The organism is Devosia faecipullorum, assembly GCF_015158295.1.
Taxonomy (GTDB): domain Bacteria; phylum Pseudomonadota; class Alphaproteobacteria; order Rhizobiales; family Devosiaceae; genus Devosia; species Devosia faecipullorum.
Window position 1 is genome coordinate 723,806 of record NZ_JACDXV010000001.1, and the last position, 12,766, is coordinate 736,571.

17 protein-coding genes are annotated in these 12,766 nt (G+C 63.3%); 10 read left to right on the forward strand and 7 right to left on the reverse strand.

Features of this window, described 5'->3' with window-relative positions:
- Positions 1-78: 78 nt before the first annotated feature.
- From H0482_RS03585 to H0482_RS03605, 5 genes are all read right to left on the reverse strand, one after another.
- Positions 79-225: a hypothetical protein gene (locus H0482_RS03585; RefSeq protein WP_193728628.1), complete on the reverse strand. Its 147-nt coding sequence runs from the start codon at positions 223-225 to the stop codon at positions 79-81.
- The gene (locus H0482_RS03590; protein WP_193728629.1) at positions 222-1,040 is read right to left on the reverse strand and encodes a hypothetical protein; all 819 of its coding nucleotides are present in this window, start codon (positions 1,038-1,040) and stop codon (positions 222-224) included. Before H0482_RS03590 ends, H0482_RS03585 begins: the two co-directional genes overlap by 4 nt.
- Positions 1,040-1,552 carry a hypothetical protein gene (locus H0482_RS03595; protein ID WP_193728630.1) on the reverse strand — a complete coding sequence of 171 codons (513 nt, stop codon included), beginning with the start codon at positions 1,550-1,552 and terminating at the stop codon, positions 1,040-1,042. Before H0482_RS03595 ends, H0482_RS03590 begins: the two co-directional genes overlap by 1 nt.
- A 100-nt stretch (positions 1,553-1,652) precedes the next feature.
- Positions 1,653-2,102: a hypothetical protein gene (locus H0482_RS03600; protein ID WP_193728631.1), complete on the reverse strand. Its 450-nt coding sequence runs from the start codon at positions 2,100-2,102 to the stop codon at positions 1,653-1,655.
- On the reverse strand, positions 2,102-2,446 hold the full coding sequence (locus tag H0482_RS03605; protein ID WP_193728632.1) for a hypothetical protein: 345 nt from the start codon (positions 2,444-2,446) through the stop codon (positions 2,102-2,104). The genes H0482_RS03600 and H0482_RS03605 overlap by 1 nt, the downstream gene beginning before the upstream one ends.
- A gap of 368 nt (positions 2,447-2,814) precedes the next feature.
- On the opposite strand from H0482_RS03605, the gene H0482_RS03610 reads away from it, so the two are divergent.
- A complete protein-coding gene (locus H0482_RS03610; protein WP_193728633.1) occupies positions 2,815-3,297 on the forward strand; it encodes a hypothetical protein in 483 nt (160 codons plus the stop codon).
- A gap of 44 nt (positions 3,298-3,341) precedes the next feature.
- Here the strand turns inward: H0482_RS03610 and H0482_RS03615 are convergent, their stop codons facing one another.
- On the reverse strand, positions 3,342-3,560 hold the full coding sequence (locus H0482_RS03615; RefSeq protein WP_193728634.1) for a hypothetical protein: 219 nt from the start codon (positions 3,558-3,560) through the stop codon (positions 3,342-3,344).
- Between the two features lie 72 nt (positions 3,561-3,632).
- Positions 3,633-4,499, reverse strand: coding sequence for a hypothetical protein (locus H0482_RS03620; RefSeq protein WP_193728635.1), 867 nt, complete (start codon positions 4,497-4,499; stop codon positions 3,633-3,635).
- Positions 4,500-5,027: 528 nt separating this feature from the next.
- Between H0482_RS03620 and H0482_RS03625 the strand changes: the two genes are divergently transcribed.
- The 9 genes from H0482_RS03625 (at position 5,028) to H0482_RS03665 (ending at position 12,693) form a co-directional block, all read left to right on the forward strand.
- Positions 5,028-5,408, forward strand: a complete 381-nt coding sequence (locus tag H0482_RS03625) for a hypothetical protein (protein ID WP_193728636.1) — start codon at positions 5,028-5,030, stop codon at positions 5,406-5,408.
- 376 nt (positions 5,409-5,784) lie between these two features.
- Entirely contained in the window at positions 5,785-6,015 is a 231-nt protein-coding gene (locus H0482_RS03630; RefSeq protein ID WP_193728637.1) for a hypothetical protein, read from the forward strand.
- Between the two features lie 217 nt (positions 6,016-6,232).
- Entirely contained in the window at positions 6,233-6,457 is a 225-nt protein-coding gene (locus H0482_RS03635) for a hypothetical protein (protein WP_193728638.1), read from the forward strand.
- A 31-nt stretch (positions 6,458-6,488) separates the two neighbouring features.
- Complete coding sequence (locus H0482_RS03640; RefSeq protein ID WP_193728639.1) at positions 6,489-7,205, forward strand: ParB/Srx family N-terminal domain-containing protein; 717 nt, start codon at positions 6,489-6,491, stop codon at positions 7,203-7,205.
- A complete protein-coding gene (locus H0482_RS03645; protein ID WP_193728640.1) occupies positions 7,205-7,813 on the forward strand; it encodes a hypothetical protein in 609 nt (202 codons plus the stop codon). The genes H0482_RS03640 and H0482_RS03645 overlap by 1 nt, the downstream gene beginning before the upstream one ends.
- Positions 7,803-10,043 (forward strand): phage terminase large subunit family protein, encoded by a 2,241-nt coding sequence (locus H0482_RS03650; protein WP_193728641.1) that lies wholly within the window; start codon positions 7,803-7,805, stop codon positions 10,041-10,043. Before H0482_RS03645 ends, H0482_RS03650 begins: the two co-directional genes overlap by 11 nt.
- Complete coding sequence (locus tag H0482_RS03655; protein WP_193728642.1) at positions 10,036-10,266, forward strand: hypothetical protein; 231 nt, start codon at positions 10,036-10,038, stop codon at positions 10,264-10,266. The genes H0482_RS03650 and H0482_RS03655 overlap by 8 nt, the downstream gene beginning before the upstream one ends.
- A complete protein-coding gene (locus H0482_RS03660) occupies positions 10,266-11,837 on the forward strand; it encodes a phage portal protein (RefSeq protein WP_193728643.1) in 1,572 nt (523 codons plus the stop codon). Before H0482_RS03655 ends, H0482_RS03660 begins: the two co-directional genes overlap by 1 nt.
- Positions 11,827-12,693, forward strand: a complete 867-nt coding sequence (locus tag H0482_RS03665; protein ID WP_193728644.1) for a S49 family peptidase — start codon at positions 11,827-11,829, stop codon at positions 12,691-12,693. The genes H0482_RS03660 and H0482_RS03665 overlap by 11 nt, the downstream gene beginning before the upstream one ends.
- Positions 12,694-12,766 lie beyond the last annotated feature (73 nt).

Below are 12,766 nucleotides of genomic sequence, written 5' to 3' on the forward strand. Positions count from 1 at the left end.
CTCCAAGGGTGACGAAAAGGGTGAATGCCGCTGCCGAAATCAGGCCCGCGAGCGCGGCTATGCGCGGGCCTATGCCGGTCATGACGACCGGCTCCATGCTGTGATTGCGCTGGCCAGCAAGAGGCCGATGGCGGTGTTGCCGATGCCGAAGTGCACGGCGCTGGCGATGAGCATGCCGGCGACGGCGATGGTGGTGATGGCGACGATGGCGTTAGGGCGGGTCATGCTGCTTCCCGCCCGAGCTGGGTGACGGAGTATTTGCCGACGAGTACGCGACCGAGCTTGATGCCGGCAGCGCGCTTGGCCGGATCGCCGGAACCAATCATCGCGGCGCACCAGTGCCCCGGGCTGCTGTCCGGGCGGTTCCAGCCGATGTCGTTGTCGAACAAGGCCATGTCGCCGTCGCGTCCGGTCAGCTTGAGCACGGCGTCGACGACTTCATCCTCGGGCCAGTCGACGGCGGCTTTGTCGACGCTGGCGACATGGCGAAGCATGCTGTCGGACTTGGAATCGGTATCAGCAACGGCAGCCCGCAGATCCGCCAGCGACGCCTCGCCGAGCGGCCAAGGCGCATCGGGGTTCTCCGAATTGGAGATGATCTCACGGACGCGCTTCTTGTTGACAGTGAACTCGCCATAGGTCGCCAGGCACTGGCGAGCAGCCGCGATGGCCTTCGGCAGCTCCGCGGCGAGCATTGCTTCCTGCTCTGCCTTCTTGGCGGCGCGCCGGGCGGCAATCTCGGCCTCGAACTCCGCTCGGCGGCGCTGGGCCTCGTCGCGCTCGGCGGCGGTGTCCCGGAAGCGCTGCAGGAGAAGGTCGACGCACTGCTGCACATTCGCCGGCGCGAAGCGGGCCGTGTAGACGACGCGCCACTGGTCATGATCGACGGCTTCGACCTTCAGCCCGATGCGGAACAGTCCATTCTTGTTGGCGCGATAAAGGGGCCAGAATTCCTCGGTCGGGGGTGCCTTCCAGACGCCATTGCCGGCGTCGGTGAAGATGAGGCCGCAGAGGCTGGGCGGGGGAACGTAGGTCTGCATCACGCATACTCCGAGCGGAAAAAGGTCTTGCTGCCGATCGCGTGCCCCGGAGGACAGCGCGTTATCCTGCCCGCGGCGATGGCTTCGTCGGCGAGCCGGCGCATCTCGGCGCGGTCGCGGTCGGACAGCGGCTTCTGCTTGCCGAACAGGCCGCGCATGGAAGAGCGGACGGTGGCCTGCTGGGGCTTGGGCGTCCGGATGCGGACGTGAAGGTGGATGCCGCGCTCATCGCAGAAGCGCTGGATCGCCCGCTCGCTGCAGCCGATCTCGCGGGCAATGGCGAAGGCCGACGTGTTCGCCGCCGCCATGGTTTCGATGCGACCGCGCTGGGCTTCCAGGCGCTCGACTTTGGCCTGCGGCGAATCCCCCATGCGGATGTTGGCGCGGGAAAAAGCGCCGGCGATGACGCCTTTGGTGGTGCCGAGGTCGCGGGCGACTTCGGCCATGCTGCGGTGATCGGGGCGCTTCATTTCGAGGCGCAGCTCTTCGATGATGGATTTCGACAGGGCCATCAGTTGGCTCCTTTCCATGCGCGGTCGAGCTCGTCGAGCAGGTCGTCGAGGATGACTTCCGACAGCCAACAATCGAGCCAGTGATAGATGTCTGGTGCCATCAGTCCTGCCCTCCGAGGCCATGGCCCGGCCGGAGCTGGAACATGAAATCGGGGAAGCCGTAGCGTCCGGGGCGACGAGTGCGCTTGGGAGTACTCCCCTCGCGGATTTCGCGGGCAGACAGGCCTTCGCGCTGCAGAGCGGTGTGGACGGCCGAAGGGGTTACGCCGGCTTCAGCCGCGATCGTGCTGGGATGCTCGCCGGCCTCAATGCGGCGCACGATCTCGCGAACGGCCGGCAGCTTGCGATGAGTGCCCCGCACGATCGGAAAGCGGTAATGATCGCGCACTTCCATGCCGCGGCGGCTGAGGGCCCGATAGACGGCAGTGACGGTCACGCCGTGGGCAGCGGCGATGATCTTGGGATGTTCGCCGCGCTCGAGGCGAGCGACGATCTCGATGACCGGCGGCAGCTTGGGCGCTGCGCCACGGCGCTTCGTGATCTTTTCCATCAGCGTGTCCTCGCGGCAAGCTTGGCGATGGCAATGCCTTCGGGCGAGCGGTCGTTCACGACCGTCGCCTTGGCGATCGTCATCAGCATCGCATGGGCGCTGATCAGATCGGCCAAACCGGGATACTCGATGTGCGGTCTGGCCGAGGCCTTCAGCAACAGCTCGGCCAGCAGCACGGGGGAAGACTGCTTGTACTGCCACCCCATGCTTTCGCGCACGGCCTCAGCAATGAGCTCGGCAGCGGCGACGATGCCGTCCCGGTGGACGGTGATGAGGGGGGCTTGGCCGTGCTTCAGGGCGAGCGATTCCGTGGCGCTGTCGTGCGCGTTTTTTGCGGTTTTCATGATATGGTCCCGGTGGCGTCAGTCTGTTCAAAAGCCGCAAGTCAAGACTTGTATCGTGACCGGCGTCATGCATAGGAGCCTGGAGAAGTCGCCTGAGAAAATCAAACGTTAATTTTCACCCCAATATCACTTCAGTGCGCTAGATGCGTAAGATTTTAAAGTGAAGTTAGAGGGGCTTAGCTACAATTACGGGAGTCACGCCCCAGTGTTTTCAAGGGCTGTCGAGGGGTGGAATAGGAACCCAGAATCATCGTTAACGGCCTGTTGTTCGCTACTATTGAACAGACTGTTCACAGTCGATTCTGGAGGGTGGATGGTCTCTTGCATGCCTCAGCGGCATGCTTTCGGCATCGAAAAGGAGACCTTTGATGCTGAAAACGTTGCTGAGATCGATTCGCGCCATGCTCGCCGCTCTGCCCCGATTCGTGACTGAGCGAGTGTGGGATGGCGTGAGGTGGATGAGCAGGCTGGTGGCGATGCCGGCGCCGGCGATGGAGCCGGATCCCGTCGACGAAGACAGACAGGTGCTGGCTGCGGAAGAAGCCGCTCACATGGACGCGCTGCGGACGGTCGCGGCACATCTTGCTGCCGATGGCATGCCGCCGGAAGCCGCGCTCGATGCGCTGCGCGAATTCGATATCGAATGGCTTACGGCGATGGACCGGCCGATGTTGTGCCGGATCGCCACCGCCAGCGATGCGGCTCTCAAAGCCCACATCAGGAGAACGGAGAACATCCGTGGCGTGCTCGCGCATGATCGGGTCGCGGTCGCCGAGTATCGCGCAGCGCGGCGCCGGCGGCAGGAACGAGAGGACGAGGAGCTGGGGCTGGTGCCCGCGATGGTGATGTAGAAAGGGGGCCGCGAGGCCCCCTTCGTCATTCTGGCGTCGCCGGCTCAATGCCGGGTCAGATAGTCCATGATTGCCTGCCGGTGGCGAGCCGTGCGCTCAGCTACCAGTTCTCTGTTCTGGCGCTGGACATGGCCGAGCTGGCGATATGCGCGGCGGCTTGCAGCGGCATGGCGATCGACAACCTGCTGAGCATCGGCGACGGTCTGCTTCATGTTGGCGGCGCAGGCTTGGGCGATGGCAACGCTTTCCCAGCTATCTAACATGGGTTGATCTCCTTGGTTGCCTTGGTGATAGCACGAAGGTCCTGGTGAAGTCCGGAGGGGATGGCCAGCATTTTATCGAAGCGCTGGATCATCGCCCCGCCGGTGTTTTGTCCGGTGGTATTCTGCTCTCGCCGCTGTGAAGTCATTGAGCTCCTTCAGCGTGGCGCGCTTCGGCCTCGGCCCGAACACGATGTCCACCCTCTTCCACGCCCGCCCCCTGCCCGCCTCTGCAGGCTTTACCTGGTCGATGCCGATGAGCATGTCGTCGACGTTTCGCTGGATGTCGACGACACCCGGTTCGAGCAGCACCCGCGTAACCCTCGACAGCGAGATGGTCTCGCTTGTTTCGCCGGTCGCCAGCGTCTTCTTGCTCTTGGCGGCTTGGCAATATTGGCCGAGCGCACCGAACACGTCTTCGATCGCCCACCGGATCGAGTGCTCGGTGGCATTAGGGCTGGCAGCTATCAGGGCTTTGCAGCGCAGGTAGAGCAAGATCCCGGGGACCGTGGAAAGCCGGCGAAACTCGGAGATGGGGACAGGCACGGTGCCTGACCACCGCAGATCAGCAACGACGGCCATGGCCTCGGGCGACAGCTGCGCGACGAACCGGCCGGCAAGCTTCTTGCGCTCGCCTGGCACGAACTCGATGGAATCGAACCATGGCAGCCCCGACAGCTCAGGCTCAGCCGGGATGTCGATGAGCGTGGTCCTGAGAGGCTCGACATAGCGGTGCCCGGCATCGATCCGCACCGACGCCTGCTCTTCGAGGTGGGGCTTCAGGATGTCGATGACACCATCCTTGCCGACGCTGGCCAGCATTACGGCGAAGACCCTCAGCATTGGCGCTGTCAGGCCTGATGGCAGCACGCCCATCGCAAGGCCACGAAAGGCCCGAAAATCAAGGCCTGTCGGTCGGTCATGGTCTGCTCTGGCGGTCATCGGTAAACCCTCTAAAACTGCAACCAAGATGTGGACTTGTCCGGCGAGTGTCAAGAGGCAAGGCCGACGATGCATGGGCAAGGGCCGGTTACGGACCGCAATAGAAGCAGTACGGTTGGGTTACCTATTTAGAGATAGCATATATAGTAGTTTGCTAACTATCGCGCGCACGCGCGCGTGAGGCAGCGTTGGCTTGCAGGGCCGCTGGCCCTGCTTCGCACTCGGGTGTGTCTCGCTATCGGGGCATGACGATAACGCGCCTCTCCGAGGCGCTGGAGGTCACGCCGACAGCCAAGATGATTCTGATTTTAAGATGGGCCGATCCCTCGCTCCGCGAGGGGAAGGGATGGCATTGCGCTGACTATGTCGATGATGCGCTAGCGCTGCTGCCGCAGCACCCCGCCTTACACCAGCGAAGCGTGGCGGCCTTAACTCACCTGCCGCTGGTGCCCGGACACGTCCGCGGATTGTCCTTGTGCCTTGCTGCTGCGGTGGACATTTTCGGTCCATCGAATCGGAGGGCTGCTCATGCCACGCACAATCGCTGAGATCCGTCGTCACGACCGTGAGCGTAAGCGCCAGCAGCGTGCCGCCGCGGCTGCTGCAGGCATTCCCAACAGCGCCCAGGTGCACAATGCCATTGCCGAGGCATTGGCTTTTGCCGCGGCGTCGGATGTCAACATTGAAGCAGCCAAGGCTGGCCAGCAGCCGGCAATCGAGGTTCGGCATGTCTTGAGCGCAGCGCATAAGATCTTGGCTGTGCGGCTGGGCTTCGATGGCGAGGCATCCCACAAGGCGCTGCTCAAGGCGTTGGCGCCGAGGCCCGAGCATCGTTGGCCTTCGTACATTCCTTCGCGCTACGCGGGGCCGATGCCGCTGACGGATACCCCCATAGGTGCCCACGATTGATTTTGCGGGCATGAAAGCTGCGAGATCGACCCGTGGCCCATTGCTGGCATTTTGCCCCTGCCAGCGTCGATCCTAGGACGCGTCCGCGATGCACATGACGACAGCCCCGTTACTCCCTCAGGACGCGTCCGCGGCAATAACACTTTTCTAGAAATCGCGGGGACTCTTGTCGCATGCTTGTGTCCAGCGTATATTGCGAGGGTCCGCGATCGTCAGTCGCAGAATTCCGAGGCCGCTCTGTTCCAGCAGGCGGCCTCACCTATTTCGGCATAGTCCGATGCATGGCCACCCCCCAGTCTCCCCATGCTGTCCAAGGGGCAGCGGTCGCGATTGCGACCTGATAGGCGCCCGCGGGCGTCGCTTCAGGAGGCCCGCCGTGAAGGTCGAATTCCGCATCAAGAAAATCGAGCGCTATATCGTCACCCGCTTTGAGCAGGGCTTTGCCACGGATGGTGAGGCCGTGGTGGCAACGTTCGGGACTTATGACAATGCCGATCAAGCCCACCACGTGGCCATGGCCTTGGCCAGAGATCAGGCCAATCGCCTCGGTATACCGCTCAATCATCCGTCCATCGTGTACCCCAGAAAGCCATCTAATCGGGCCTGATGCAGATCGGCATAGTTCGATGCAAACGCCCCTGTCATTCTCACCCTGCCCTCCCGGTGTTGGGCCTGCTGTTGGACCGAGAGATCCATGAACCCAGCGGGTCCTCCCCCGGGGGGTGGGTAGCCCGGCAGGTTTCCCGACCCCGGGGGTCCGGTAGCTACAGGGATTTTTTTTGGGTTCGCACCCCTCCTGTGGTTCGCACCCACGGGAGTGCAAGATGACCAGACGAAACCAAAATCCAATCGTCGTTTTCTCCAACAACGTCACAGAAATCTTTCCAGGTGAAACCGTCATCCTCGTCGCGGACTCCAACGGACACGGGGGTGTCTGGCTAAAAACAGCCGTTGGCAACTCACTAGATGAAGCCCTCGCCGAGCTCCGCGAGCTGAACGAGTTCATCGCCGAAAATCCCCCCGCGAACCCCGCGCACCATTCGTCGTGAGGTACGCACTATGCGAACCCCTGACGATTTCATGCGTCATCAGACGCTAGAGCGCGTACCCGTCGCCGATCTGCACGGATACGATCGTAATGCGCGCACTCACAGCGCCGCGCAGGTCGCGCAGATCGTCGCGTCCATCCGCGCCTTCGGCTTCACCAATCCGCTGCTGATCGACGAATCCAACATGATCGTCGCCGGTCATGGCCGCTTCGCCGCGGCGCGAGAGCTGGGCTTCGACGAGGTGCCATGCATACGGCTGCGCGGCCTGTCGCCGGAAAAAGTCCGCGCCCTCATTCTGGCCGACAACCAGCTGGCATTGAACGCCGGCTGGGACGAGAAGATGTTGGCCGAGGAGATCGCCGCCATTGATTTCTCGATCGGCGAGCTGGAGCTGGACTTTGACATCGGCGTCCTCGGCTTCTCCGAACTGCAGCGCGGGGAGCTCGCGCAGCTGCTCGTCGAGGCAGAGCCCGAAGACGCGCCGGCGACCATTGAGATGGAAGCCGAACCAGCCGTCGCCAAGACCGGCGAGACCTGGTGCCTCGGCCCGCACCGCCTCACTGTCGGCGGCAGCCAGGCTGCGCGCGATGTCGATGCGCTCATCCTCGCTTGGCAGCGAGACCATAAGGGCGAAGACGCCCGGCTGTCCAACAGCTCCGAGACCTTCAATGCCCGGGCGCAGGCCTTGGGCATTGAGTTCGTGCGACCGAAAGCCAAGAGCCAGAAGGCGCGTAGGAAGGCCGGCTGATGGGTCTCTCGCGCCGCGCCTATGCCGACCATCGCAAGCGGCTTGGACTGTCAGGCACGTCGGAGGCGGCCGTCCGGAAGGCGCTGCTCGCCGGTCGCATCACCGCGCTCGCCGATGGCACCATCGATGCTGCTGCCGCCGATCGCGACTGGGGTGGTTCGACGAGCGAGGCCAAGGTCAGGTCAGGCCGGCCCATCGAGGCAGACAGCTATCGGCTCGACGAGGACGATCAGGAACGTCCGATCATCATCGCCTCGCCCACGGCCGGGATGGATCAGAAGTCCGCGGCCACCTTGAACCAAGTCAAGATCGCGCAGGAGAAGCTGAAGCTCGACGAGGCGCTCGACAAGCGCAAGCTTCGCAAGGGTGAGCTGATGCTCAGGCAGCCGGCTCGAAAATTCGTCTTCGCCCTCGGCAAGCTCTTCTCGACTGGCTTGCGCTCCCATCATTCGGTTGCTGGCGCTGCCTTGGCCGCGCGGTTCGGCATCCGCGAGCACGACATGATCCAAGCCTTGCGCGAGGAATATGCCCCCTTCTTGGAGGCCTTGTCGAAGGAGGACGACGACCTCGACCACGCCGCCGGCAAGGACAAGGCCAATGCTGCATAACCTCTACGTGGACATGATGGGCGAGATCGAACCGTTCGACGGTCTCGAGGACCTGCTGTCGAATTTCATGAAGGGCTTGGCCCCGCCACCAGATCTGACGGTCTCGCAGTGGGCGGACAGCTCCCGCATCCTCGACAAGCCCTTCACTAAGAACCGCATGAGGTGGCGCACTGACTATGTGCCCTACACGCGCGAGATCATGGATTGCCTGTCGCCATCGTCGCCTGTGAAGCGCGTGGCATGGCTCAAGTCGGCACAGGTGGCCGGGTCCGAAACGGGCAACAACTGGCTGGGCTACACCATCGCCCACCATCCCGGCCTGCTCATGCTTGTCAACCCGACCAAGTCGATGGTCAAGCGCATGTCGCACCGCGTGCAGGCACTCATCGATTCCAGCGATGGCCTCAGCGACCTGGTGCTTCCGGCCCGCGTGCGGGACAGCAAGAACACCCGGGAGATGAAGCAATTCCCCGGCGGCATGATCCTGTTCGTCGGTGCCAATAGCGGCCCCGATCTGCGATCGTATGCCTGCCCGTTCCTGTTCTTCGACGAAGTGGACGGCATGCCCAACGACGTCGACAACGAGGGACACCCCGTCGCCGTCGCCGAGGCCCGAACCTTCGGTCAGGGCGAGGAATACAAGATCTACCTGAACAGCACCCCCAAGATCGAGCAGACCAGCCAGATCTGGAAGGAGTGGCTCCGCGGGGACCAGCGGCTCTACATGATGCGCTGCCCCCATTCCGACCTGTTGATCGACTGGCAGTTCAAGCACCTGCAGCTCGAGGAGATCGGTCGACCCGACAGCGTCTTCTACCAATGTCCATGCGGATGCGGGAAACGGATCGTCGAAGGGCTGAGCAAGACCGCTATGCTGCGCGACGGCCTCTGGGTGCCCAAGATAATCCGCACCGACGAGGACATGTTCGATCGGCTCAATGTCGATGGCGACATGTATGAGCTGAAGCAGTTCAACGCGCAGTCGCTCGAGCGCAGCTACGCCATCAATGCCCTGTATTCGCCGATCGGCATGATGTCGTGGAAACGCATCATGGAGCAATGGGAGCAGGCGCAGGGCGTCTATCCCTTGCTGAAGGCCTTCCGCAACACCGTCGAGGGCTTGCCGTGGAAAGAGATCGGCGACGCCCCGGACGCCGAGGTAATCTGGAATCGCCGGTCTCGCGTCAACAGAATGCGGGTGGTGCCGTCCGAGGTGGTGATGCTGACGGCCGGCGCCGACATCGGGCAGGACCATATCGAAATCTCGGTCTATGGCTGGGGCCGTCGCCGGCAGCGCTGGCTGATCGAGCACATCCGCATCGATGGTGCCTACAACGACAAGAAGACTTGGGACCGGCTGACCGACATCCTCGAGCGCCGCTATCAGCATGCCAGCGGTGCCATCATGGCGATCCGTCGCCTTTGCATCGACCGCGGCAAGTGGACAGATACCGTCGACGGCTGGGTGAATACCCAGAACGAGCGTCGCGTCACGGCCATCAAGGGCTATGACAAGCTGGAGGCCCCATTCCGCTGGGCTGGCCAGAAGAAGCAGCACGCGGACGGCACCCAGTCCCAGCGCAAATATTCCATCAAGTGGGCCATGGTCGGCGTGAGCTATTTGAAGCTCGAGCTGCTCGGCAATCTCAATCTCGCCCGCGAGGACGAGGACACCTTCCCGCCGGGCTGGCTGCACCTCCCAGAGGATGTCACCCTCGACTGGATCAAGCAGCTGACAGGCGAACGTCGGGTCTACACCACCGAGAAGAAGACCGGCGTGGTGAAGGCGTACTGGGAGAAGATCTCCGACCGTGTGGAGGCTCTCGACTGCACGAACTATGCGCGCGCTGCGGCGGCTATGGAAGGCTGGGACGACTGGACCGACGTGGAGTTCCAGCGTGAGGAGCAACACCTGCGCGAGGCAGCCGAGGACCGGCGCATCAAGCTCTATGAGTATCAGCAGAGGAATGGCGGCATGGGCACGATCTACGACGTGGTACCGGGGCTGGTGCTGCCGATCGAGGCACCCGATTTCAGCAAGCCCGATGCCGGTGCCATGGCACTGAACGCGCCGGCCCCTGCCCCTGCAGCGCCACCGCAGCCGTTAGTCAACGCGCCTGACAAACCCATGGTCACTACCCCCGCTCCCGAGATCGGCATTGTCGGATGCAAGCCGGCGATGAAATCCATACCGATGCCGAACTTCGGCTCGGATGAGGATGATGACTGATCTCGCAACGCTGAAATCGCGACTGGCCGAGGCCGAGGCGCAATACCACCAGGTGAGCCTCAAGGGGTCCATCACGCAGACGGCGTTCTCGCTCGGGGGTCAGAACGCGGTGCAGCGCGCTGCCGTCGATCCGGTCAAGCTGCAGGCATACATCCAAGATCTCAAGATGCAGATCGCCCGCCAAGAAGGCGGTGCCGGTCGTATGCGGCAGGTGACGTGGTAATGGCAGACAACCTCCCGATGATCCTCGACGCCCGCGGCAACCCCATCCAGCGTCATGCCGGGTTCGGTGGCGACAGCCAGTACGATGCCGCCAGCTTCAAGGGCGAGCTCAAGAACTGGTCGCCGTTCCCCGGGTCGGCTGACACCGACATCCTGCCCGAGCTCGGCGATATCATCAGCCGCGCCCGCGATGCCGACCGTAACCAGCCGGTTGCGAAAGCCACGATCAGCACGATGGTGCAGCAGGTCGTCGGCGATGGCCTGCGCGTGGTGCCCACGCCGAATTATCGCGCGCTCGGCAAGACCAAGGAATGGGCCGACGATTGGGCGCAGGCCGTCCAGTCCGAGGCTGATGCATATTTCGGTTCGACGGACTGCGATCTCGCCGGGATCGAGGATTTCTCCAGCATGACGGCGCTGGTGTTCCAGTCCACGCTGATGAATGGCGGCACCCTCGCCCTGCCCCATTGGCGCGCCCGATCGGCCCCGCACCGCATGACCGAGTATCGGACCGCGTTCCGGCTCGTCGAGATCGATCGGCTCGAGAACCCGAACGGCATGATGGACACCGAATTCCAGCGTGGCGGCATCGACTTCGACGAAGATGGGGAGCCGATCGGCTACAACATCCTGCGCCATCACCCTGGCGATGCCATCATGGGATTCACGCGCGAATGGGACCACGTGCCGGCATGGACGGAATGGGGTCGGCAGCGCGTCGTTCACGTGTTCTCGCGCGATCGCATCGATCAGCACCGCGGCGTCCCCGTCCTCGCCACGGTCTTGCCCGATCTTAAGGTCGCCGACGACTACAAATCCGCTGAGCTGCATGCCGCGGTGGCCAACGCCTTGGTGGCGCTGGTGGCCGAATCCCCCATGGGGCCGGAATTCATCCGCGACCTGTTTGGTGATGCCGAGACTTACTTGCAGATGCGCGCCAAGAATTCCCCAAAATTCAAGTCGGGCATGATGGCGGCGCTGTTCCCGGGCGACAAGCTCGCCGGGTTCACCCCTGCCCGCCCGAACGCCAACTACGGCGGCTTCATGGAATCGGTGCTGCGCCCGGTGTCGGCGGCGTCGGGCATGCCGCTCGAGCTGGTGATGAGGAACTTCACCACCATGAATTACAGCTCCCTCAGAGGCATGATGGTCGAGGTCAAGCGCGCCGCGTCGACGATGCGGTCGTGGCTCACCCGCCGGTGGTGCAACCCTGCCTATGCCCTCTGGTTCGAAGAGGCGGTCGACCGCGGGCGCGTCCCCGACTGCACCCTCGACGACCTCTATGAGAACTGGAGCGCGTGGACCAAGAGCCGCTGGCTCGGTTCGGGATCAGGCTGGGTAGACCCCAACAAGGAGGCCGACGCGGCGCACTACCGCGTCGCCTACGGCCTTGGAACGCTCGAGTCGGAATGCGCCGATCAGGGCGAGAACTGGCGCGACATCGCCGACCAGCAGGCCACCGAGCGCAAGTACTACGCCTCGCGCGGCATGGCCTATCCCGGCGACGCCAATGTCGGCAAGCCCGCCCCTGCCCTGAAGCAGGCAGACGAGGAGAAGACCAATGCCCGGTAAGCGCATCCCCCGCCGTACGCTGTCGGCGATTCAGGAAACCCGCTGGGCAATGACGCCCGATCAGCTCGAGACCATGATCGCCATCGCCAATCGCGAGGACCTCGGCGCGCTGGCAGCCAGCCGACCCGAATACCTGCAGGACGACGACGCCGATGCCGTCCTCAAGGTCTACAACGAGGGCCGCACCGCGGTCATCGAGGTCGTCGGTGCCTGCTTCCGCTATGCGAACCTGTTCACGGAATTCTGCGGCGGTGCCGTCTATGAGGACCTCGCCCTGCAGCTGGCGGTCGCCGAGGAGACCCAGCAGATCGAGAACGCCGTGCTGCTGCTCGACACGCCCGGCGGCATGGTGACAGGCTGCGCCGAGTGGGTCGGCATGATCGAGAAGTTCAGCAAGCCCATCGTCGCTTATGTCGATGGCGATGCCTGCAGTGCCGGATACTGGATGGGCGCGGCATGCGACTACATCGTCGCCAGCAGGACCTCTCAGCTCGGCTGCCTCGGCGTCGTGGCGGTCTACACGGACAACAAGAAGCAGCTCGAGATGGAAGGGCTGCGCGAATACGAACTGGTGTCGACGCTAACACCGAACAAGCGTCCGGACGTGACAAGCAGCGATGGCCGCGCCGAGATCATGCGCTCGATCGACGACACCGCCGAGATCTTCCTCGGTGACGTCGCCCGCTTCCGCGGCTTCAAGGGCGGTGCCAAGGGCGTGGCCAAGGCCACCAATGGTGGCGGCATTTATGTCGGCCAGAAGGCCGTCGACATCGGCCTTGCCGACGAGATCGGCACTTTCGCCGACGTCATCGAGACCCTCGCACCGGCCAAGAAGAGCCTTTCTCGCGCTGTCTGAGGCGGTCTGCAATTCGGCATTGTTGGATGCAAGGACGCCCCTGATCCTCCCGTAAATCCTGAACTTTTCACGG